The following is a 22484-nucleotide window of genomic DNA, read 5'->3' on the forward strand; positions in this document are numbered from 1 at the left end:
CGACCGGTGTCCGCCGCCTACGCTGGCGGGCATGGCGACCCCCGACACCCGACCGGCCGGCTGACCGCGGTGGGGTGGGTCGAGATCCTCGGCTTCGTCACGGGCGCGGTGTGCGTCTGGCTGGCCGCCCGGGAGAACGTCTGGAACTTCCCCGTGGGGATCGTGAACACCGGGCTGTTCCTGGTCCTGTTCGCGTCCGCCGGGCTGTATGCGAACGCCGGCCTCCAGGTGGTCTACCTCGTCCTCAACGCGCTCGGCTGGTACTGGTGGCTGCGCGGCGGGCAGGACAACGGGGTGCTCGGGGTGGGGCGCACGCCCCGGGTGGCCTGGCTGGTCGGAGCGGTGGCGGTGGTCGTGCTGACCGCGGGGCTCACCGTGCTCCTGAGGAGCGTCTCCGCCGCGCCGTTCTGGGACTCGCTGACCACGTCGCTCAGCCTGGTGGCGCAGCTGATGATGGGCCGCAAGTGGTTCGGCAGCTGGGCGGTGTGGATCGTCACCGACATCCTGCTCGTGGGGCTGTACGCGAGCCAGGGGCTGTACCTGACCGCCGTGCTCTACGCGTTGTTCATCGGCCTGTGCGTGCAGGGCGCCCGGCGCTGGAGGCGCGCGCTGCCCGCGCCCGCGGAGCCGCTCGAGAGGGTGGCGGTCGGGTGACGCACGGGCTCGTGATCGGCAAGTTCTACCCGCCGCACGCGGGGCACCTGGCGCTCGTGCGGGCGGCCCTGTCCCGGTGCGACCGGGTGACCGTCCAGGTGCTGGGCACCTCCCGGGAGAGCCTCCCGCCCGAGCTGCGCGCGTCGTGGCTGCGGACGGAGCTACCGGGTGCGCACGTCGTCGCGGCGCTCGACGAGACACCCGTCGACTACGCGAGCGAGCACGCCTGGGAGGCGCACACGGCCGTGATCCGCGGGCTCCTCGACGCGCCGGTCGACGCGGTGTTCACCTCCGACGGCTACGGCGCGGAGCTGGCACGCCGGCTGGGCGCGACGTGGGTGCAGGTCGACCCGGGCCGTCGCGCCACCCCGGTCTCCGGGAGCGCGGTCCGGGCCGACCCGGCGCGCTACTGGTGGGCGCTGCCGGCCCCGGTCCGCGCCTGGTACGTGCGCCGCGTCGTCGTCACGGGTGCGGAGTCGACCGGGACGACGACGCTGGCCGAGGCTCTGACCGCCCACTTCGGCCTGCCGACCGTCGCCGAGTTCGGCCGCGAGTGGACGGTGAGCCGCCCGGGAGGCCTGACCGCTCCCTGGCACACCGCCGAGTTCGACCTGGTGGCGCGCGAGCAGGCCCGCCGCGAGGACGACGCCGCGGCCGCGACCCCTGTGCCGCTGCTCGTCTGCGACACCGACGTGCTCACCACGACCGTCTGGCACGAGCGGTACGTCGGCCACCCGTCGCCGACCGTCGCTGCGCTCGCGGCCGGGCGCGTGCCGGACCTGTACCTGCTCACAGGGGACGAGATCCCGTTCGTGCAGGACGAGACCCGCGACGGCGAGCACCTGCGGCATGCGATGCAGAACCGGTTCCGGGAGGTCCTCGCGGCCCAGCCGGCGCCGTGGGTCGAGGTGCACGGCACCCGTGCGGAGCGGCTGGAGCAGGCTGTCGCTCTCGTGGAGCCGCTGCTGGCGAGGCCACGCGTGCTCGCGGAGCCCCTCGAGGAGCGCCACGGCGACCAGCAGCCGGTGAGCGGTCTGCGAGACTCCGTCGCGTGACCGACACACCTCACGACCTCGGCCAGGTGTCGGCGGCGCCCACGCGCGCCGGTGCACGGAGCGCCGCTGCGGACAGGCTCGACCTGGACGTCGACCAGCTGTTCGCCGACGCGGACGGATCGGTCGCGGCCGCGGGCCCGGCGCCGCTGGACGAGAAGCTGCGCCAGGCCTACTTCTGGATGGTCAACCACGCGATCATCAGCCCGCACTACGACGTCGAGTTCCAGGACGTGTCGCGGCCGCGCACGCACTTCCGGCTCGGCGACTCCAAGGCCGAGGTCGACCTGCCGACCGACCAGTCGTACTCGTCGTTCGTCCTGCTGCCCCTGCTCACGTTCGCGGTGCGGGGCCGGTGCCTGCTGGTCGGTGGTCCCGGCCGGGGCAAGACGGCCAGCGCGATCCTCATGGGCGTCCTCGCGGGCTACCCGGTGCGCGAGGTCAGGCGCGCCATGCAGCACGGGCACCCCCAGCTGACCGTGCAGGACATGTTCGGCACACCGCTGCCGCGGGACCTGGTCGCCGCGGAGAGCCTCGCGGACATCGAGGTCGCCTGGCGGTCGTGGCTGGGGCTGCGGGTCAAGATCGTCGACGAGTACAACCGCATCCCCACCCGGACGCAGTCCGCCCTGCTCACCGTGCTCGCGGACGGCTACGTGGAGGTGTTCGACCAGGTCTACGAGACGGGTGCGGCGGCCTGGTACCTGACCGCCAACGACGACGCGGGCGGCGGCACGTTCCAGGTGGTCGACGCCCTGCGCGACCGCATCGACGTCGTCGTCAAGGCGCTCTCGTTCAACTCCCGCTTCGTCGCCGACCTGGTGGACCGCGCCGAACGGGGGGTGCGCCCGGAGGAGAACGTGCCCCCGGCCATCGTGTTCGACGCCGACGAGCACGAGCGTCTGCACCGTGAGGTCGTCGCGGTGCCGATCCCGGTGCCCGTACGCCGGCGGCTGGAGTACTTCGCGGCGCAGCTGGAGCTCCTGGAGCGCGCGGCGCGGCAGCTGGAGTACCGCACCAAGGACACCGCGCGGCTCGTGGGGCAGGACCCACACCTGCTCGCCGCGCTGGACACGGGCCGCGACCAGCGTGCGGACATCGGCGCGCAGACGCTCAACGGGCTGTCCGTGCGCGCGCTCCAGTCGCTCGTCGCCTACGCCAAGGCCATGGCCTACTTCCGCGGCAACGCCGAGGTGACGCTCGACGACCTGCGCGCGGTGCTCCCGTTCGTCCTGCACGACAAGCTCCAGCCCGACCTCCAGTCGCCCGCGTTCGACGACCCCGAGCGCGAGGCGCTGCGCACGGACCGCGTGTCCTGGATCCGGGACCTGTTCGACACCGCGTGCCGGCAGTACGACGCCGAGGGGCTCGACACCGACGACCCGGTCGGCAGCATCCTGGCCGAGCTGGCGGTGGGCCTCGACGGGCTCGCGGAGGCCGAGGTGCGTCGGCGGCTGGCCCAGATCGAGGGCGTGCTGTCCGGGTGGGAGGACGCGACCAAGCTGCACGGCAGCCTGTTCGAGGACGCGCTGGCCCTGAAGTACGCCCACCAGCGGTACTCGTCGTACCTGTCCTGGCTCCGGTGGAGCGGCGCGTGAGCGACGGCGTCGACCGGGGGTCGGCGTTCGGGCGGTGGCTGACGGCGGACCGGGCCGCGGTCGACGCCCTGCTGGCCGGAGCACTGGCCCGCGGGGGCGACCGGGACGCCGTGCGGGCGGCGGTGGTGGCCGTGGCCGGCGCGTTCGCGGATGTCGAGGAGCTCGACCCGGTCCTCGGGCGGGCGCTCGTGGCCCACGTGGCCGACCTTGCCGCCCGGGGCCGGTGGCGCGCCGACGGCCCCGACCGGGCTGTGGTGCTGGACGTGCTGCCCCGGCTGACCGGGCTCGTGCGCAGCCAGCCCACGGCGACCGTCGGCGCCGTCGCCGCGGCCGCACGGACCGTGGCGCGCACCGGTGACCTGGCGCTGTTCGGGTCGCTGCTCGCCGCGGTGCCCGCGGTCGAGGACCCGTCCGTGGTCCGCTCGACGGTGCTCGTCGCGGCGTGGCGCTCCGGTGCGGCGCGCTACCGCACGGCTGCGCTGCGCGAGGCGGCCGCGCTGCCGGCGCCGGTGGCGGTCGCCGCGCTCGGGCTGCCGCCCGGCACCGACCCGGCGGCCACGCTCGCGCGGCACGCGGGCGACCCGTGGTGGTGGCCCGGCTACCGGACGGAGCCCGGCGTGCTGCGTCGCATCGGCGGGTTCCGCGGCTTCGGCGGCCCGTGGCTGGGGCGCCCACGCGTCGTGGCGGGCGGGCCCACGGGCTGCGCGGTCACCGCCGACGGCGTGCGGTGGGCGATCGTCGCCGACGTCCACGGCTCCGCGGTGACCCGGCTGGCCGACGAGGACTCGGTGCCGCCCACAGCGACGATGTCGGCGAGCCTGCCGGTGCCCTGGGCGGACACGGTGACCGGCGTGGTCCCCGCGAGCGTCGGCTCGTCGGTGCTCGTCGTGAGCCGCCGGCACTCGTACCACGTCGACGCCGTCCGGCCGGCAGCATGACCACGCAGGCTCTGGACGACCTCGCGGCGCGCTGGCTGGCGCGGTGGCCGGACGCGCTCGCGGCCTGGGGCCGGACGTCGCGGATGCACGCCCCCGTCCTGCACACCGAACCGTGCGGCATGCCCTCGTGGGCCTGGTACACGACCGACGACGTCGAGGTGCACATCGACCTCACCGTCGTGGTCGAGCGGGGGATCGAGGACCACGCGCTCGCCGTGCTCGCCCACGAGATCGGCCACCACCTGCTCGCGCCCGTCGACCGGCTCACCAGCCTGAAGATCGCGGCCCGGGTCAAGGTGGGGCTGGTCGACATGGACCACCTCATCGGGCTGGTCGCCAACCTCTGGTGCGACCTGCTGATCAACGACCGGCTCCAGCGCCGGGCCGGGGTCGACCGCGCCTCGCTGGCTGCGGCGGTCGGCACGCCCGACGCCGACAACGTCCTCGGCCTGCTCGTCGGGCGCACCTACGAGATCCTCTGGGGGCTGCCCCGCGGGCGGCTGTCCGGCGCCGGCCCCGCGTCCGAGGAGCACGCCCACCTCTGCGCGCGGCTGGTGCGGGCGTACGCGCGGGACCCGGTCGGCGGGGCTGCGGGGTTCGCCCGTCTGGTGCGCGGCGAGATCGACCCGGAGTGGCTGCGCGCGCCCGAGAGCGCCGCGTCGGTGGGCGCGATGGGCTGCGGCGGGGACCAGGGCGGTGACGGGGGCGTGCCCTTCGGGCTGGCCTCCGACCCGACGCTCACCGCCCCCGCGACGCATCCCGCCCTCGACCCTCGGGTGGTGGGAGCCACGGGGGTGGCCGCGCCCGAGACTGCGACCGAGGGCGCGGCCGGCGGCGGCAACGGCCTCGAGCCCGCGGCCCTGCACGCCCTGCTCACCGCATTGGGCAGCACGACGTCCGCGCAGCAGGTCGCCGCGGCCTGGTACCGCGAGCGCGCCGCGCCGCACCTCGTGCCGTTCCCGGTGCGGGAAGGGCCGACGACGTCTGAGCAGCTGCTCGGCGGGCTCGACCCGTGGGAGGTCGGCGACGACCTGTCCGCGATCGACTGGTCGGGCACCATGGCCGCGTCTCCGGTGGTGGTGCCGGGGATGACCACGGTGCAGCGCGCGTACCTCGAGGACGAGCAGGTGCGGTCGCGCCCCCGCCCGGTCGACCTGGACCTCTACCTGGACTCGTCGGGCTCGATGGCCAACCCGTCGGTCACCGCGGCGCCGATCGCGCTCGCCGGGGCCGTGCTCGCGCTGTCCGCCCTGCGGTCGGGCGCCCGGGTGCAGGCCACCACCTGGAGCGGCAGCGGTCAGGCGATCGGCACCGACGGCTTCACCCGTGACGTCGACGCGGTCATGGCGGCCGTCGTCGCGTACATCGGCGGCGGGACGTCCTTCCCGCTCGCGCTCCTCGAACGCACCCACCTGGGCGCCGACGGGAAGCCGCCCACGACGACCGGGCCCACGCACATCGCGGTCATCTCCGACGACGGGGTGTCGACGATGTTCCGACCCGAGACGGGCTGGCAGGCGGGGAAGATGCGGACGGTCGGCAGCGACATCGCCACGCGGGCCCTGGAGGCGGCGGGCGGGGGCGGCAGCCTGGTGCTGCGGATCTCTCCCGAGGGGCGGCACCGGATCGCCTCGATGGCCGGCCGCTACCGCGCCTACGCCGTGCAGACCGATCCCGACCTCGTCACCTTCGCGCGCGACTTCTCCCGCGCCACGTGGGGCGGGGGCGACCATGGTCGACGCTGACCCGGCGCAGGTGCCGTCCGGTCCGTCGTTGGCCACGGTCCGGCACCGGCTGGCGGCCGCACCGCCGGACCTGTTCGAGCCGACCGTGGTCACGGCCGCCCTGGTCGCGGACCTCGCCGTCGAGCTCGACGGCACCGTCCTCGACGCCGTGTCGCTCGACCGGCTCGACGCCGACCTCGACGTGGGCGTCGGCGCCCTCACCGACGACCTCGCGACCCGCCGCGCCCTGGTCGGGCTGGTCTGCTGGCTGGTGCGCGACCCGGCGGTGCGCGCGCACCCGGGCGTGCAGGCGGCCGCGGGCGGTCAGGCGACCCGGTGGATGCTCGACATCGTCTCGCAGGTGCAGGTCGAGCTGGCCGGTCTGCGGCCCGACCGGGACTGGGTGCAGCTGGACGAGGCGCGCGACGAGCTGGCCCGGGCGTTCCTGCGCTTCGCGCGAGTCCTGCCCGCGGGGGAGGACCTGGCGACCGCCCAGGACCGGTGGCTCGCGGTGAGCACCCGCTACCAGCGGGACCTGGTGCGGGCGATGGCCGTCGAGCAGGCACGGGCCGAGGAGCTCGAGCGCGCGCTCGCCGCGCAGAAGGCGAAGGAGGCGGCGGCGCAGTATGCCAACTACTGAGAGCGACGCCGTCCCGGACCCGGCCCTCACGGGGTACCTGCCGATGGGTTCGGTGGGCCTCACGGACGACGAACGATGGCCGACGCTCGACGACGACGGCCGCGCGCGGCTGGCTGCGCTGCGGGCCCACCCGGACGCACCCGTCTGGGTGCACGCGACGGGCGACCGGCTCGCGGCGGCCGACGAGCCCGCGCTGGCGGCGGCGGAGCAGAGCCCGACGGACACCGACTGGGTGACGGACCTGATCGCCCGGGTGCACACTTCCGTGCCCGCGTACCGGCGCGCCCGGCGCGAGGGCCGCAGCGGTCCCGGCTCCGACCTGTCCGCGCTGCCGACGGTCACCCGCCAGGACCTCGTGGACGACGTGGCCTCGTACGTCCCGGTCGACGTGCCCCTCGACCGCGTGCTCGAGGGGTCGAGCTCGGGGAGCACCGGTGCTGCGCTGAACGTGCCGCTCCACCCGGCGAGCGTCGCCGCCGACCTGGTACTCCTCCAGCGGCTGGTCGCGGCCGCGGGTGGGGTCTGGGAGCCCGATCCGGGGCGGCTCGGGCTGGCCAACGTGATCGACCAGCGGACGGCGTTCACCTACGTGTCCGCGATGACCGCGTTCCGTCGCCCGGCGGGCACGCCGGCGCCGCTGATGGCCCGGGTCAACCTGAGCGGCTGGGCGGACCCGGACAGCCGCGACAGGTTCCTGGTGGCCATGGACCCGCAGGTGCTGAGCACGGCGACCCTGCCGCTCCTGCGCCTGCTCGAGCTCGACCTGGACCTGCACCCGGTGGCGGTGGTGAGCGGGGCGACCGACCTGCCGGCCGCCGTGCGCGCCGCGGTCGGGGAGCGGTGGGGCTGCCCGGTGATCGACCTCTACGGGTTGCGTGAGACGGGGCCGGTCGCGGCCTCCACCGACGGGCGTGGCCACGTCCTCGTCGGGCGTCGCGTGCACGTCGAGATCCTCGACGCCTCCGGTGAGCCCGTGCCCGACGGCACCCGCGGCGAGATCGTCGTGACGGTCGACGAGAACCCGTACCTGCCGCTGCTGCGGTACCGCACGGGCGACCACGCCGCGCTCGTCCGGGACGACCTCGTCGGGGGCAGGACGGTGCTCGTCGGGCTCGAGGGGCGCGCACCCGTGCTGTTCCGCGCGGCCGACGGGACGCCCCGACCCTCGATCGACGCGACCCAGCTGCTCCAGGCCTACGGACTCGCCGGGTACCACCTGCACCAGGGCGCCGACGGGTCGGTGCACCTGCGGGCGCTGCCGCTGCGCGGCCTCGGCCTCGACCCGCGTGCGGCCGCGGACGCCGTGGCTCGCTGGCTCGGTCGGCCCGTCGGGCTGACGGTCCTGGACGACGTCGGGGGGCTCGGGCCGGGCAAACCGCGCCGATTCTCGGTCGACGGCTGAGCAGGACCGTGCGTTACCCTGGGCCGCACAGGCGTCGACCCGGCCATCACCGGTGAGCCTCCGGAAGAACGGGTGCGCGAGCACCTCAGTAGAACCGGACGGGTAGGCCCGTCACAGCCCTCATCAAGTGGTCGACGCCCCGGTGACGGGGAGCCGGCAAGCGAGGTGGTACCGCGGTAGAGCCCGGCCGGTCCGGACCCCATCGTCCTCGCAGCCGAGAGCGACGCACGACCACAGGAGAGCCCGACCGTGGCCTACCCGCTGCACCGCCAGAACGACGTCCCCGCGTCCCCGGACCTGCCGTCCCTCGAGAAGGACGTGCTGGCCTACTGGGAGGCCGACGGCACGTTCCAGGCGTCGATCGACGCCCGCGAGGCCGGCGAGCACGGCAGCAACGAGTACGTCTTCTACGACGGACCCCCGTTCGCCAACGGCCTGCCGCACTACGGCCACCTGCTGACCGGCTACGCCAAGGACGTCGTGCCGCGCTACCAGACCATGCGCGGTCACCGCGTCGAGCGCCGGTTCGGCTGGGACACGCACGGGCTGCCCGCCGAGCTCGAGGCGCAGCGGCTGCTCGGCATCACGGACACCGCCCAGATCGAGGAGATGGGCCTGGCCGCGTTCAACCGGGCGTGCCGCGAGTCGGTGCTGCGGTACACGGGGGAGTGGCGCGAGTACGTGACGCGCCAGGCGCGCTGGGTGGACTTCGACCACGACTACAAGACGCTCGACGTCACGTTCATGGAGTCGGTCATCTGGGCGTTCAAGCGTCTGTACGACCAGGACATGGCGTACGAGGGCTACCGGGTGCTGCCGTACTGCTGGCGCGACGAGACGCCGCTGTCCAACCACGAGCTGCGCATGGACGACGACGTCTACCAGTCGCGCCAGGACCCCGCGCTGACGGTCGGGCTGCGGCTGGAGACCGGCGAGCTGGCGCTCATCTGGACGACCACCCCCTGGACCCTGCCGAGCAACCTGGCGATCGCGGTCGGCCCGGACGTGGACTACGTGACCGTGGAGCCGGGACCGGACTCGGCCCTCTCGGGGGAGCTCGTGGTGCTGGCGGCCGCCCGGCTGGGCGCCTACGCCAAGGAGCTCGGGGAGGCCACGGTCGTGGCGACGGTCAAGGGCCGGGACCTCGCCGGCCGCCGCTACACGCCGCCGTTCGACTACTTCGTCGGCCGCGAGAACGCCCACCAGGTGCTGCTCGGTGACTTCGTCACCACCGAGGACGGCTCGGGCATCGTGCACATGGCGCCCGCTTTCGGTGAGGACGACATGGTCGCGTGCGAGGCCGTCGGCATCGCGCCGGTCGTGCCCGTCGACTCGAAGGGCCTGTTCACCACCGAGGTGCCGGACTACGTCGGTCAGCTGGTGTTCGACGCCAACAAGCCGATCACCGCGGACCTCAAGGCCGGCACCGGCCCGCTCGCGCGCGTCCCTGCGGACCGGCGCTCGGTCCTGGTGCGCCACGAGACGTACGAGCACTCCTACCCGCACTGCTGGCGCTGCCGGAACCCGCTGATCTACAAGGCGGTGACCAGCTGGTTCGTCCGCGTGAGCGACTTCCGCGACCGCATGGTGGAGCTCAACCAGGACATCTCCTGGACCCCGGACCACATCAAGGACGGCCAGTTCGGCAAGTGGCTGTCGAACGCGCGCGACTGGTCGATCAGTCGCAACCGCTACTGGGGCACGCCCATCCCCGTGTGGGTGTCGGACGACCCTGCGTACCCGCGCGTGGACGTGTACGGCTCGCTGGCCGAGCTCCAGAGCGACTTCGGCCGGCTGCCGACGAACGAGGCAGGCGAGCCGGACCTGCACCGGCCGTTCATCGACGAGCTGACGCGCCCGAACCCGGACGACCCGACGGGCGCCTCGACCATGCGCCGGATCCCGGACGTCCTCGACGTCTGGTTCGACTCGGGCTCCATGCCGTTCGCCCAGGTGCACTACCCGTTCGAGAACGCCGACTGGTTCGAGCACCACTACCCGGGCGACTTCATCGTCGAGTACATCGGCCAGACCCGCGGCTGGTTCTACACGCTGCACGTGCTGGCCACGGCGTTGTTCGACCGGCCCGCATTCCGCAACTGCATGTGCCACGGCATCGTGCTGGGCGACGACGGCCGCAAGGCCAGCAAGTCGCTGCGCAACTTCCCGGACCCGGTCGAGATGTGGGACGTGTACGGCTCGGACGCCGTGCGCTGGTTCCTCATGTCGAGCTCGATCCTGCGCGGCGGCAACCTCATCGTGGGCGAGGAGGGCATCCGCGACGGCGTGCGTCAGGTGCTGCTGCCGCTGTGGAGCACGTACTACTTCTTCTCGCTGTATGCAGACGCTGCTGCCGCGGGCGCCGGCTACACCGCCCAGCCGGTCGACGCCGCGCGCGCCGCGACCCTCGCGCCCATGGACCGGTACGTCCTGGCGCGCACGAGCGACCTCGTGGCGCGCACCACGGAGCAGCTGGATGCGTACGACATCGCGGCCGCGTGCGAGAGCGTGCGCGAGCACCTCGACGTGCTGACCAACTGGTACGTCCGGACGCAGCGGGACCGGTTCTGGGCCGAGGACGCCGACGCGTTCGACACCCTCTGGACCTCGCTCGAGGTCCTCACCCGTGTCATGGCCCCGCTCGCGCCGCTGGTGTCGGAGGAGGTGTGGCGGGGCCTGACCGGCGGGCGTAGCGTGCACCTCACGGACTGGCCGACGGTGGACCTGGCCCCGGCAGACCCGGAGCTCGTGACGGCGATGGACCAGGTCCGGGCCGTCACGTCGACCGCGCTCGGCCTGCGCAAGGCAGCCGGGATGCGCGTCCGGCAGCCGCTGCACGCGCTCACCGTCGCGGTCGACGACGCGGACGCCCTGGCGCCGTACGCCGACCTGCTCGCGGCCGAGCTGAACGTCAAGCGCGTCGACCTGGTGACGGCCGACGCCGGCACCGCCGAGCGCTTCGGCATCACCCAGCGCCTCGCGGTGAACGCCCGGGCTGCCGGCCCGCGTCTCGGCCGGGGAGTGCAGGCCGTCATCCAGGCCGCGCGCTCCGGGGCGTGGCGCGTGGACGGCGACACGGTCGTGGTCACCACCGCCGACGGCGACGTGGCGCTGGAGCCGGCGGAGTACGAGCTGACGACGGTGGTCGGCGCCGAGGGTGGAGCCGCGGCGGTGCTGCCGGGCGGGGGGTTCGTCGTGCTCGACCTCACGCTGGACGACGACCTGCGCGCCGAGGGCTACGCCCGCGACGTCGTGCGGGCCGTGCAGGACGCGCGCAAGGCGGCCGGCCTCCAGGTGGGTGACCGGATCCTGCTCACGCTGGGCGTCCCGGCCGAGCACCTGGCCGCCGTCGAGCGGCACCAGGACACCATCGGGCGCGAGACCCTGGCCGTCTCGGTCACGGTCCAGGACGCCGTCGCGCAGCTCGAGGTCACGGTGGAAGCCGTCGACGCCGGAGGGTACGAGGCATGAGCCCACGTCAGCACGGAGGTTCGGAGCACCTGCGCACGCAGGCCGAGAAGGAGGCCAGGACGGCCGCCGACGAGGTGTACCGGGGGATCCTGGCCCGCGCCCCCGAGCACGAGATCGACCCGTCGTTCGATCGCACGCTCGCCGTCATGGAGCTGCTGGGCGACCCCCAGAAGGCGTACCGCGTCGTGCACATCACGGGCACCAACGGCAAGACGTCGACGGCGCGGATGGTCGAGCGGCTGGTGCGCGAGCACGGCCTGCGCACCGGCCGGTTCACCAGCCCGCACCTGTCGCGCGTGAACGAGCGGATCGTCATCGACGGCGAGCCCATCAGCGACGAGCGGTTCGTCGAGGTGTGGCAGGACGTCGCGCCCTACGTGCACCTGGTCGACCAGCGTTCGGCGCAGGAGGGCAAGCCGCAGCTCTCGTTCTTCGAGGTGTTCACGGTGATGGCGTTCGCGGCGTTCGCGGACGCCCCGGTGGACGTCGCCGTGATCGAGGTGGGCATGGGCGGCCTGTGGGACTCCACCAACGTCGCGGACGGCGAGGTCGCGATCATCACGCCGATCTCGATGGACCACGAGCGGTACCTGGGCGACACGCTGCTCGACATCGCGTCGGTCAAGGCGGGGATCGTCAAGGACGGCGCGACGCTCGTCCTGGCGAGCCAGCAGGAGGACGTCGAGGGCGTCGTGCTCGCGGCCGCGGCCGAGAAGGGCGCGCGCGTCGTGCGCGAGGGCGTGGACATCGAGGTCGGCGAGCGGCAGGTGGCGGTGGGCGGTCAGCTCATCACCCTCCAGACGCTCGGCGGCACCTACACGGAGATCTTCCTGCCGCTGCACGGCGAGTTCCAGGCGCAGAACGCCCTGCTGGCGCTGACCGCAACGGAGGCCCTGCTCACCGGCGGACGCGCCCTCGACCCGGGCATCGTGGAGGTCGCGTTCGCGGACGTGGACTCGCCCGGCAGGCTCGAGGTGGTGCGGTCCAGCCCCACGATCATCGTCGACGGCGCGCACAACCCGGCGGGCGTCGAGGCGTTGGTCACCGCGATCGAGGAGGCGTTCGAGTTCCACCGCCTCGTGGGCATCGTCGGGGTGATGGCGGACAAGGACCCCGAGGGCATGCTCTCCCTGCTGGAGCCCCTGCTCGCCGAGGTGGTGATCACGCGTGCATCGAACACCCGCGCGCTCGACGTGGAGGACCTGGCCGAGGTGGCGATCGACATCTTCGGGGAGGACCGCGTGCACGTGGCCGAGCGGCTGAACGACGCACTGGACCTGGCGGTGTCGCGCGCGGAGAGCGAGGTCGAGCGGGGCTCGGGCGTGCTCGTCACGGGCTCGATCCTGCTCGTCGCCGAGGCACGGCGGCTGCTGGGCCGTCCCTGACTGCTGGTCACCCGTCCGGGTGGGGACGACGGAGGTCACGCGCGAGCCTGCACGAACGTGCAGCGACGGCGCACGTCCTCCCCTTGACGCCCGCATTGCCCGACAACAAGGTGAGGTTTGTCGGGACGCCGGAGTCCGCGACGGACGTGCGGGCCCCGCCGTGGGCGCCCGGTGGAAGGGATGGCCGCAGTGAAGAAGCTCATCAACGACCCGCAGACCGTCGTGGCCGAGTCCCTGGAGGGCTTCGGAGCCGCGCACCCGGACGTGGTCACCATCCACTCCGACCCGTGGTTCGTCGCACGGGCGGGCGGGGCGACCGCCGGCAAGGTCGGTCTCGTGAGCGGGGGCGGCTCGGGCCACGAGCCGCTGCACGGGGGCTTCGTCGGCGTCGGGATGCTCGATGCGGCCGTACCGGGCGCCATGTTCACGTCGCCGACCCCGGACCAGATCGCGCCGGCCATCCAGGCGGCCGACTCCGGCGCCGGTGTCCTGGCGATCGTGAAGAACTACACGGGCGACGTGCTCAACTTCGAGACCGCCGCGGAGCTCGCGGACGCCGAGGGCGTGACCGTCCGGACCGTCGTGGTCAACGACGACGTCGCGGTCGAGGACTCGCTGTACACCGCTGGGCGCCGCGGGGTCGCCGGGACGGTCGCCGTCGAGAAGATCGCGGGCGCCGCCGCCGAGCGCGGCGACGACCTGGAGGCGGTCGCCGCGGTGGCGGAGAAGGTCATCGCCAACGTCCGCTCCATGGGGGTGGCGCTGACGGCGTGCACGGTCCCGCACGCGGGCAAGCCGAGCTTCGACCTGCCCGACGACGAGATCGAGATCGGCATCGGCATCCACGGCGAGCCGGGTCGGCGCCGGATCCCGCTGGCGGGCGCGGACGAGATCACGGAGATGCTGCTGACGCCCGTGGCGGACGACCTGAACCTGACCAGTGGCGAGAAGGTGCTGCTCTTCGTCAACGGCATGGGCGGCACGCCCGCCTCGGAGCTCTACGTCGTCTATCGTCGGGCTCGCGCGTTGCTCGAGGAGCGGGGGGTCGAGGTGACCCGCTCGCTCGTGGGCAACTACGTGACATCGCTGGAGATGCAGGGTGCGTCGGTGACCGTGCTCCGTCTGGACGACGAGCTGACCGCCCTGTGGGACGCGCCCGTGCACACCGCTGCTCTGCGGTGGTGACCTTGCGGGGACGGTCGGTACCAGCGTGGGACTCATCCGACTTGCTCGAGGGAGCGTGGGCATGACGCTGGACGTGGCGTGGGCAGTCGACTGGGTGCGTCGCTCGGCGCAGACCGTGATCGAGCACCGGGACGAGCTGATCGAGCTCGACCGTCAGATCGGCGACGGGGACCACGGCGAGAACATGACCCGGGGCTTCACGGCGGTGGTGGGCAAGCTCGACGCCCTCGAGGCGCCCCCGGCCGACATCGGCGACGTGCTCAAGCTCGTCGCCACCACGCTCATGTCGACCGTCGGTGGCGCGGCGGGCCCGCTGTACGGCACGGCCTACCTGCGCGCCGCGAAGGCGACCGGGGTCCCCGAGCTCGACAGCCAGGGGGTCGTCGCGCTGCTCGAGGCCGCGCTCGAGGGCATCGTCGCCCGCGGCAAGGCGACGACGGGCGAGAAGACGATGGTCGACGCGTGGACGCCGGCCACCGAGGCGGCCGTCGCCGCGGCCGACGCCGGGGCCTCGCCCGCCGACGTGCTGAGCGCCGCGGCGGACGCCGCCCACGAGGGCGCCGAGGCGACGATCCCGCTCGTGGCCACCAAGGGTCGGGCCAGCTACCTGGGGGAGCGGTCCGCGGGTCACCTGGACCCCGGTGCGCGCTCGACGGAGCTCATCCTGCGCGCCGCCGCCCAGGCAGCGCAGTGAGCGGGTCGCCCCTCGATCGCGAACCCGCGCAGGTCGCGCTCGTCCTGGTGTCCCACTCGCGCGCGCTCGCGGAGGGCGCCGTGGAGCTGGCGGAGCAGATGGCACCGGGCGTCCTGCTCCTCGCGGCCGGTGGGATGCAGGACGGCGGGCTCGGCACCAGCTACGACACGGTCGAGTCGGCGCTCGTCGAGGCGACGCAGGACGGTCGTTCCGCGGTCGTGCTCACCGACCTCGGCTCGGCGGTGCTCACCGCGGAGTCGGTGCTGGAGCTGCTGGACGAGGCGGTGGCCTCGCGAGTCCGGCTGGCGGACGCCCCGTTCGTCGAGGGGGCCGTCGCCGCCGCGGTCACCGCGCACGGGGGAGCGGACCTCGCCGGCGTGCTCGCGTCCGCCGAGCACGCCGGCTCGACGTTCGCCTCCGCGACCGCGCCGACGGAGGCCGCGGCGACCGCCGACGACGGGGTGCTCCGGGCCACCACCGTGCTGCGCAACCCGCTCGGTCTGCACGCCCGCCCCGCCGCCGTCGTCGCGCGCATGCTCGCCGCGTACGACGCGAAGGTCCGGGTGAACGGTGCCAACGCCGCCAGCGTGCTCGAGCTCATGAAGCTGGGGGCCAAGCAGGGCGTGGAGCTCCGGATCGAGACCGAGGGTCCGCAGGCCGCGCAGGCGCGCGACGCGCTCGTCGCGGCCGTCGAGGGTGGGTTCGGCGAGGTCTGACCCGTTCTGTCGTCGGACCGGTGTGAGGGACCGCACAGAAAAGTGCGTTCACTGCAAAGTTGCAGTGCATGTAAAGTTGCACCTTGTGCAGAACATGGTGATCGACGAGCCGGCGGCCCTCGGGCTGCGTGAGCGCAAGAAGCGGGCCCGCCGCGAGGCGCTGATCGACGCCACCCACCGCCTGGTCGCCGAGCACGGCCTGGACGCGGTGACCGTCGACGCCATCTGCGAGGAGGCCGGCGTCTCCGTACGCACGTTCTTCAACTACTTCGAGACGAAGGACGACGCCGTGCTCGGCCACACCCCGTGGTCGCTGGACACGGCGGCCGCGGAGACGTTCGCCACCGGGGGACCCACGGGCCACCTGCTGGCCGACCTGCAGGCGCTCGTCAGCTCGTTCCTCAGCGACCCGCCCATCGGCCGACAGCGGATGGCCCAGGCGCTGGAGCTCGCCGCCCGGGAGCCCCGGCTGCTCGCCCGCCACCTCGCGTGGATGGAGCAGCACAAGGGCCAGCTGTCCGCGCTGGTCGACCGGCGACTGGGCGACGACCCCCCGTACTCGTCGGAGATCGTCGGCGCGACCCTGCTCTTCCTCACCCACGCGACGTTCATGCGCTGGGACGCGGTCGGCGGCAACGGGAGCGTCGACGAGCACCTCGCCGCCGTCGTCGCCGACATCCGCTCGATCCTCACCGACTGACCCTCTCGCACCGCCCCCACTCCAGAACGAGGTCCCCCCGCATGGCCATCGCAGCACCCGAGGCACCAGCGGCCGACAAGCCGCTGATCGTCCTGACCCCCAAGACCGTCTGGCTGATCTTCGGCGCCCTGATGGCCGGCATGTTCATGTCGTCGCTCGACCAGTCGATCGTCGGCACCGCGATGCCCACCATCGTCGGCGAGCTCAACGGGGTCGAGCACCAGGGCTGGGTCGTCACCGCCTACATCCTGGCGATCGCGATCGTCATGCCGCTCTACGGCAAGTTCGGTGACCTGTGGGGCCGGCGCTGGCCGTTCCTCATCGCCATCGGCCTGTTCACCCTCGCCTCGGCGGGTGCCGGATTCGCGCAGTCGTTCGGCGAGCTCGTGTTCTGGCGCGGTGTGCAGGGCCTCGGCGGCGGCGGGCTGATGATCCTGTCGCAGGCGATCATCGCGGACATCGTGCCCGCCAAGGACCGCGGCAAGTACATGGGCCCGATGGGTGCGCTGTTCGGCATCTCGGCCGTCATCGGCCCGCTCCTGGGTGGCCTGTTCACGCAGCACGCCGACTGGCGCTGGTGCTTCTGGATCAACATCCCGATCGGCCTCGCGGCGTTCGCCGTGGCCTGGTTCACCCTCAAGCTCCCGACGCACCGCTCCGGCAAGAAGATCGACGTCGCGGGCATCTTCTTCATGGTCGTCGCCACGTCCGGGCTCGTGCTGGCCACCAGCTGGGACAGCTGGACGGGCAACCGCGGCTACGACTGGTCCGACCCGGGCCTGCTCGCCCTCGTGATCGGCACCCTCGTCTCGATCGCCGCGTTCATCATGGTCGAGCTGCGCGCCGAGGAGCCCCTGCTTCCGCTGCGCCTCTTCAAGAACCCGACCTTCACCATCGCCACCGCGATCGGCCTCATCCTCGGCATGGGCATGTTCTCCGCCCTGGCGTTCCTGCCGACGTTCCTGCAGATGTCGACCGGCGCGGGCGTCACCGAGTCCGGCTTCCTGCTGCTGCCGATGATGGTCGGCGTCATGATCACCGCGATCGGCTCGGGTATCGCGATCACCAAGACCGGCCGCTACAAGATCTTCCCGGTGGTCGGCCTCGCCATCACCACGGGCGGCGTCGCGTGGCTCACGCAGATCACCGGCGACATGTCGATGTGGCTCTTCGGCGCCATGATCTTCGTGCTCGGCGCCGGCATGGGCCTGGTCATGCAGACGATCGTGCTGGCCGTGCAGAACTCGGTCGACCCGCACGAGATCGGGACCGCGACCAGCACCAACAACTTCTTCCGCGAGATCGGCGCGGCGGTCGGGACGGCGCTGTTCAGCACCATGTTCACCACGAAGCTGGCGGACAACCTGGCCGGCGTCTTCGCGGGGGCGCCCGCGGGTTCGGGCGGCGAGGCCTCCAGCCTCACCCCCGCCGCGGTCCAGGCCCTGCCCGAGCCGCTGAAGACCGGGGTCATCGACGCGTTCACCAACGCGCTCGCGCCCTCCTTCTGGTACCTCGTGCCCGTGATCGCCGTCGGCTTCGTCCTCGCCCTGTTCCTGCGCGAGGTCAAGCTCTCCGACGTGGCCGGCATGGTCGCCCGTGGCGAGGCCCTCGCGGCCGACGGCTCGGGTGCGGCCACCGGTTCGGGCATCGTCGACGAGCTCTCGGCCGCCCCGCACGACGAGCTCCCGACCCAGCGGGACACCGCCCCCGATGCAGCCTCCGACGCCGCCTCGGACGACGTCGAGACCTCGTCCCGCCGGTAGCCTGACCCGATGAGCACAGGCGTCCCCGACGGCCAGGCCGTGCGCCGCAAGCGTGCCGCGAAGCCCCAGTTCACCCAGACGATCCTCATCCTCGAGGCCGTCCTGGTGTTCTTCGCGACGCTCGTGGCGTACGGCCTGCGGCTCGCTCCCGCCTCCACCATCTGGTGGGTGGGCGGGAGCCTGTCCGTGGTGCTGATCCTGCTGTCGGGCCTGGTGTCCCGGCCCGGCGGCTACCTCGCCGGCTCGATCGTCCAGGTGCTCGTGCTGGCCGGGGGGTTCGTCATCCCGATGATGTTCGCCGTCGGCGCGATCTTCGTCGTCCTGTGGGTGGTCGCGCTGCGGCTCGGGTCCAGGATCGACCGCGAGCGGGCTGAGTACGACGCCGCGAACCCCGGAGCGGTCGGGCCGTAGCCCCCGGGGCACGCCGGTTAGGGTTCACCCCATGACTGACGCACCCACCACGCAGCGCACCCTCGTCCTGGTCAAGCCGGACGGCGTCCGCCGCGGCCTGTCCGGGGAGATCGTCCGCCGCATCGAGGCCAAGGGCTACACCCTGGTCGCCGTCGAGCTGCGGCAGGCCGACGAGTCGCTGCTGGCCGAGCACTACGCCGAGCACGCGGGCAAGCCGTTCGTCGCGCCGCTGATCGAGTTCATGAGCTCGGGCCCGGTCCTGGCGGTCGTCGCCGAGGGCCACCGCGCGATCGAGGGCTTCCGCTCGCTCGCCGGCGCCACCGACCCGACCGTCGCCGCCCCCGGCACCATCCGGGGCGACCTGGGGCGCGACTGGGGCCTCAAGGTCATCCAGAACCTGGTGCACGGCTCGGACTCCGAGGAGTCGGCGGCCCGCGAGATCGCGCTCTGGTTCCCCGCCCTCTGACGTCAGCCTCCCCGGAGCCGGGGTGCGCGCACCTTAGGCTCTGTGCGTGCACCTCAAGACCCTCACCCTGCGGGGGTTCAAGTCGTTCGCCTCGGCGACGACCCTGAACTTCGAGCCGGGCGTCACCTGCGTGGTCGGGCCCAACGGCTCGGGCAAGTCCAACGTCGTCGACGCTCTGGCCTGGGTGATGGGGGAGCAGGGCGCCAAGTCGCTGCGCGGCGGCAAGATGGAGGACGTCATCTTCGCCGGCACCGCCGGTCGTCCGCCGCTGGGCCGCGCCGAGGTGTCGCTCACCATCGACAACGCCGACGGTGCGCTGCCGATCGAGTACTCCGAGGTCACCATCTCGCGGACGCTGTTCCGCAACGGCGGGTCCGAGTACGCGATCAACGGCCAGGGCTGCCGGCTGCTGGACATCCAGGACCTTCTGTCGGACTCGGGCCTGGGCCGCGAGATGCACGTCATCGTCGGTCAGGGCCAGCTCGACGCCGTCCTGCGGGCCACGCCCGAGGAGCGCCGGGGGTTCATCGAGGAGGCGGCGGGCGTCCTCAAGCACCGCAAGCGCAAGGAGAAGGCGCTCCGCAAGCTCGAGTCGATGCAGGCCAACCTCACGCGGCTCGGTGACCTGACCGGCGAGATCCGTCGCCAGCTGGGCCCGCTCGGCCGCCAGGCGGAGGTCGCGCGCAAGGCCGCCGTCGTCCAGGCGGACCTCCGCGACGCCCGCGCCCGTCTCCTGGCCGACGACCTCGCGCAGCTGACCTCGACCCTCGAGCAGGAGATCGCCGACGAGAGCGCCCTGCGGGTGCGCCGCGAAGAGGTCGAGGGGGCGCTCGCCGCCACCCGCACCCGGCTGGCCACGCTCGAGCGGGAGGCCGCCGAGGCCGCCCCCGCGCTGAGCGAGGCGAGCGAGGTCTGGTACCGGTTGTCGTCGCTGCGCGAGCGGCTGCGCGGTACCGCCTCGCTCGCCGCCGACCGGGTGCGCCTGCTCGGCAGCGCCGGCCCGGAGCGCTCCGGAGGCGCCGACCCCGACGACCTGGCCGCGCAGGCCGAGCGCGTTCGCTCCGCGGAGGCCGAGCTCGCGTCCGAGGTGGAGCTGTCCCGCGCCGCCCTCGAGGCCGCGGTCACCGCCCGCCAGGACGCCGAGGCGGAGGCCACGGCTGCCGAGAAGGAGGTCGCCACCGCGCTGCGCGGCGCGGCCGACCGCCGCGAGGGGGTCGCCCGCCTGGCCGGTCAGGTGGCTGCACGCCGCAGCCGCGTGGAGGCGACTCAGGCGGAGCTCGGGCGGCTGCGCGAGTCGCTGGCGGCCGCCGAGCAGCGGGGCCAGGAGGCCACGACCGAGTTCGCCGTGCTCGAGTCCCAGGTGGCCGGGGTCGAGGAGGGCGAGGAGGGGCTCGACGCCGAGCACGAGGCGGCCGTCGACGCCCTGGAGCGAGCGACGGAGCGGCTGGCCGCACTCCAGGAGCAGCTCGGCGCCGCCGAGCGCGAGCGCGCCGCGCTGGAGTCCCGGGCCGAGACCCTCGAGCTCAGCCTGACGCGCAAGGACGGCGTCGGCGCCCTGCTCGCCGCGGATGGCCAGCCCGGCCTGGTGGGCTCTGTGGCGGCACTGCTGGCGGTCGACCCGGAGAACGAGGAGGCGATCGTCGCGGCCCTGGGCGCGGTGGCCGACGCCGTCGCCGTGGACTCGGTCGACGCCGCCGTCGACGCCATCCGCTACCTGCGCACCGAGGACGCCGGACGCGCGACGCTGCTGGTCAGTGGCGCGTCCACGGCGCCAACCCCCGTGACCGATGTGCCCTCCGGCGCCGCCCGCGCGGTCGACCTCGTCCGCGCCCCCGAGCACGTGCGCGCGGCGGTGGAGGCCCTGCTCGCCGACGTGGTGGTCGTCGACGACCTGGCGGCCGCACGCGCGATCGTCGCCGTGCGGCCCGACCTCGTCGTCGCCACCCGCGCCGGGGACGTGCTGTCCCAGCACCGCGCGTCCGGCGGCTCGGCGACCGCCCCGAGCGCGCTGCACCTCCAGTCCGCGCTCGACACGGCCCGCTCCGGCGTGGCGAAGGCGACCGCCGACGGCGAGCGCGTCCGGTTCGAGCTCTCCGGCGCCACCGAGGCGCTGGCGGCGGCACGGGAGGCCCACGAGCGCACGCTCGACAGGCTCAACGAGTCCGACGCCGCCCTGGCCGCCGTCGCCGAGCAGCTGGGCCACCTCGGCTCGACGGCCCGCGCCGCGAACGCCGAGGCCGCGCGGCTGCGGCAGTCGCTGGAGGCCGCGTCGCAGACGCTCCAGGCCGACAGCGCCGAGCTGGCGGAGCTCACGGAGCGGCTCGCGGCGGCGGAGGTCGAGCCGGCCGAGAGCGAGGCGGCGATCGTCGAGGGCAGCGCGCGTCGCGACCGGCTGGCCGAGCTGGCGTCGGGCGCGCGTGCCAGGGAGACCGAGGCGCGGCTGACCCTGCGGACCGGTGAGGAGCGGGCGCGAGCCCTGTCCGGCCGCGCCGAGTCGCTCGAGCGCGCGGCGCAGACCGAGCGTGTCGCGCGGGAGCGGGCTGCCGAGCGCGAGCGCGCCCGGTCGCGTCAGGCGACCGTGGCCCAGGCGGTGCGCGACGGTGCCACCCAGGCGCTTGTCGTCCTCGACGAGTCCCTGCGCCGGGCCTCGGCGGAGCGCGACGCGGCAGAGACGGCCCGCGGCGAGCGCGACCGTGAGGTGACCGCGGCGCGCGCCGAGGTGGACGTCCGCGCCGCCGAGCTGGCCCAGCTCACCGACGTCGCCCACCGCGACGAGGTGGCACGCACCCAGCAGCGGCTGCGGATCGAGGCGCTCCAGGCCCGCGCGATCGACGACCTGGGCCTCGACCCGGCCGTCCTGCTCGACGAGTACGGGCCCCACCAGCCCGTCCCCGTGATCACGGTGCCGGGTGCGGAGGTGGACCCCGACGCACCGACCGAGGTCCCGTACGTGCGCGAGCAGCAGGAGAAGCGGCTGCGTGCCGCGGAGCGTGCGCTCTCGCTGCTCGGCCGCGTCAACCCGCTGGCGCTCGAGGAGTTCGCCGCGCTGGAGGAGCGCCACCAGTTCCTGGTGGAGCAGCTGGCGGACCTGAAGAAGTCCCGCACCGACCTGCTCGAGATCGTCCGCGAGATCGACGAGCGCGTCGAGCAGGTGTTCGCCGAGGCCTACCGCGACACCGCGGCAGCCTTCGACGTCGTCTTCCCACGGCTGTTCCCCGGGGGCGAGGGCCGGCTCGTGCTCACCGACCCGGACAACATGCTCACCACCGGCATCGAGGTGGAGGCGCGCCCGGCCGGCAAGAAGGTCAAGCGGCTGTCCCTGCTCTCGGGTGGCGAGCGGTCGCTGACGGCGGTCGCCCTGCTGGTGGCCATCTTCAAGGCGCGGCCCAGCCCGTTCTACGTGATGGACGAGGTCGAGGCGGCCCTCGACGACGCCAACCTCGGCCGGCTGCTCGAGCTGTTCCGGGAGCTCCAGGAGGACTCGCAGCTCATCGTCGTGACCCACCAGAAGCGCACGATGGAGATCGCCGACGCCCTGTACGGCGTGACCATGCGCGGCGACGGCGTGACGACCGTCATCAGCCAGCGGATGCGCGAGGACGTCGCCGTCTGACCCGCGCAGGCTCGCCCGGGCCTATCGCGGCTCGCCGCGCAGCGTGTGGAGATTGTGTGCCGTTTGGCGTTC

Annotated in this window: 17 protein-coding genes; all 17 read left to right on the top strand. The window is 73.6% G+C overall.

Annotation, left to right across the window (positions count from 1 at the left end):
- The first annotated feature begins 6 nt into the window (after window positions 1-6).
- The 17 genes from pnuC (at window position 7) to smc (ending at window position 22412) form a co-directional block, all read left to right on the top strand.
- Window positions 7-654 carry a nicotinamide riboside transporter PnuC gene (pnuC, locus tag ACO06A_RS16105; protein WP_421733220.1) on the top strand — a complete coding sequence of 216 codons (648 nt, stop codon included), beginning with the start codon at window positions 7-9 and terminating at the stop codon, window positions 652-654.
- Entirely contained in the window at window positions 651-1709 is a 1059-nt protein-coding gene (locus ACO06A_RS16110; protein ID WP_421733221.1) for an AAA family ATPase, read from the top strand. The genes pnuC and ACO06A_RS16110 overlap by 4 nt, the downstream gene beginning before the upstream one ends.
- Window positions 1706-3304: an ATPase gene (locus ACO06A_RS16115; RefSeq protein WP_421733222.1), complete on the top strand. Its 1599-nt coding sequence runs from the start codon at window positions 1706-1708 to the stop codon at window positions 3302-3304. The genes ACO06A_RS16110 and ACO06A_RS16115 overlap by 4 nt, the downstream gene beginning before the upstream one ends.
- The gene (locus tag ACO06A_RS16120) at window positions 3301-4242 is read left to right on the top strand and encodes a hypothetical protein (RefSeq protein WP_421733223.1); all 942 of its coding nucleotides are present in this window, start codon (window positions 3301-3303) and stop codon (window positions 4240-4242) included. Before ACO06A_RS16115 ends, ACO06A_RS16120 begins: the two co-directional genes overlap by 4 nt.
- The gene (locus ACO06A_RS16125) at window positions 4239-5987 is read left to right on the top strand and encodes a hypothetical protein (protein WP_421733224.1); all 1749 of its coding nucleotides are present in this window, start codon (window positions 4239-4241) and stop codon (window positions 5985-5987) included. Before ACO06A_RS16120 ends, ACO06A_RS16125 begins: the two co-directional genes overlap by 4 nt.
- Window positions 5974-6606: a hypothetical protein gene (locus ACO06A_RS16130; protein WP_421733225.1), complete on the top strand. Its 633-nt coding sequence runs from the start codon at window positions 5974-5976 to the stop codon at window positions 6604-6606. Before ACO06A_RS16125 ends, ACO06A_RS16130 begins: the two co-directional genes overlap by 14 nt.
- Window positions 6593-8008, top strand: a complete 1416-nt coding sequence (locus tag ACO06A_RS16135) for an AMP-binding protein (protein WP_421733226.1) — start codon at window positions 6593-6595, stop codon at window positions 8006-8008. The genes ACO06A_RS16130 and ACO06A_RS16135 overlap by 14 nt, the downstream gene beginning before the upstream one ends.
- 249 nt (window positions 8009-8257) lie before the next feature.
- The gene (gene ileS / locus ACO06A_RS16140; protein ID WP_421733227.1) at window positions 8258-11479 is read left to right on the top strand and encodes an isoleucine--tRNA ligase; all 3222 of its coding nucleotides are present in this window, start codon (window positions 8258-8260) and stop codon (window positions 11477-11479) included.
- The gene (locus ACO06A_RS16145; RefSeq protein ID WP_421733228.1) at window positions 11476-12864 is read left to right on the top strand and encodes a bifunctional folylpolyglutamate synthase/dihydrofolate synthase; all 1389 of its coding nucleotides are present in this window, start codon (window positions 11476-11478) and stop codon (window positions 12862-12864) included. The genes ileS and ACO06A_RS16145 overlap by 4 nt, the downstream gene beginning before the upstream one ends.
- Before the next feature lie 189 nt (window positions 12865-13053).
- The gene (dhaK, locus tag ACO06A_RS16150; RefSeq protein ID WP_421736081.1) at window positions 13054-14049 is read left to right on the top strand and encodes a dihydroxyacetone kinase subunit DhaK; all 996 of its coding nucleotides are present in this window, start codon (window positions 13054-13056) and stop codon (window positions 14047-14049) included.
- 61 nt (window positions 14050-14110) lie between these two features.
- Window positions 14111-14743 carry a dihydroxyacetone kinase subunit DhaL gene (gene dhaL / locus ACO06A_RS16155; RefSeq protein WP_421733229.1) on the top strand — a complete coding sequence of 211 codons (633 nt, stop codon included), beginning with the start codon at window positions 14111-14113 and terminating at the stop codon, window positions 14741-14743.
- Window positions 14740-15459, top strand: a complete 720-nt coding sequence (gene dhaM, locus ACO06A_RS16160) for a dihydroxyacetone kinase phosphoryl donor subunit DhaM (protein WP_421733230.1) — start codon at window positions 14740-14742, stop codon at window positions 15457-15459. Before dhaL ends, dhaM begins: the two co-directional genes overlap by 4 nt.
- Window positions 15460-15553: 94 nt before the next feature.
- Entirely contained in the window at window positions 15554-16159 is a 606-nt protein-coding gene (locus ACO06A_RS16165; RefSeq protein ID WP_421736082.1) for a TetR/AcrR family transcriptional regulator, read from the top strand.
- A gap of 41 nt (window positions 16160-16200) precedes the next feature.
- Entirely contained in the window at window positions 16201-17922 is a 1722-nt protein-coding gene (locus tag ACO06A_RS16170; protein ID WP_421733231.1) for an MDR family MFS transporter, read from the top strand.
- A 9-nt stretch (window positions 17923-17931) separates the two neighbouring features.
- Window positions 17932-18333, top strand: a complete 402-nt coding sequence (locus ACO06A_RS16175; protein WP_421733232.1) for a DUF4233 domain-containing protein — start codon at window positions 17932-17934, stop codon at window positions 18331-18333.
- Window positions 18334-18364: 31 nt separating this feature from the next.
- On the top strand, window positions 18365-18799 hold the full coding sequence (ndk, locus tag ACO06A_RS16180; RefSeq protein WP_421733233.1) for a nucleoside-diphosphate kinase: 435 nt from the start codon (window positions 18365-18367) through the stop codon (window positions 18797-18799).
- A gap of 46 nt (window positions 18800-18845) precedes the next feature.
- A complete protein-coding gene (smc, locus tag ACO06A_RS16185) occupies window positions 18846-22412 on the top strand; it encodes a chromosome segregation protein SMC (RefSeq protein ID WP_421733234.1) in 3567 nt (1188 codons plus the stop codon).
- Window positions 22413-22484 lie beyond the last annotated feature (72 nt).

Source organism: Cellulomonas sp. (assembly GCF_965229465.1).
In the GTDB taxonomy this organism is placed as follows: Bacteria; Actinomycetota; Actinomycetes; order Actinomycetales; family Cellulomonadaceae; genus Cellulomonas.

Excerpts from the sequence above, each read along its gene's own strand:
- ACO06A_RS16125 (WP_421733224.1), top strand. The coding sequence starts at position 4,239 with ATGACCACGCAGGCTCTGGACGACCTCGCGGCGCGCTGGCTGGCGCGG.
- ACO06A_RS16130 (WP_421733225.1), top strand. The coding sequence starts at position 5,974 with ATGGTCGACGCTGACCCGGCGCAGGTGCCGTCCGGTCCGTCGTTGGCC.
- ACO06A_RS16135 (WP_421733226.1), top strand. The coding sequence starts at position 6,593 with ATGCCAACTACTGAGAGCGACGCCGTCCCGGACCCGGCCCTCACGGGG.
- ACO06A_RS16145 (WP_421733228.1), top strand. The coding sequence starts at position 11,476 with ATGAGCCCACGTCAGCACGGAGGTTCGGAGCACCTGCGCACGCAGGCC.
- dhaL (WP_421733229.1), top strand. The coding sequence starts at position 14,111 with ATGACGCTGGACGTGGCGTGGGCAGTCGACTGGGTGCGTCGCTCGGCG.
- ACO06A_RS16165 (WP_421736082.1), top strand. The coding sequence starts at position 15,554 with ATGGTGATCGACGAGCCGGCGGCCCTCGGGCTGCGTGAGCGCAAGAAG.
- ACO06A_RS16170 (WP_421733231.1), top strand. The coding sequence starts at position 16,201 with ATGGCCATCGCAGCACCCGAGGCACCAGCGGCCGACAAGCCGCTGATC.
- ACO06A_RS16175 (WP_421733232.1), top strand. The coding sequence starts at position 17,932 with ATGAGCACAGGCGTCCCCGACGGCCAGGCCGTGCGCCGCAAGCGTGCC.
- ndk (WP_421733233.1), top strand. The coding sequence starts at position 18,365 with ATGACTGACGCACCCACCACGCAGCGCACCCTCGTCCTGGTCAAGCCG.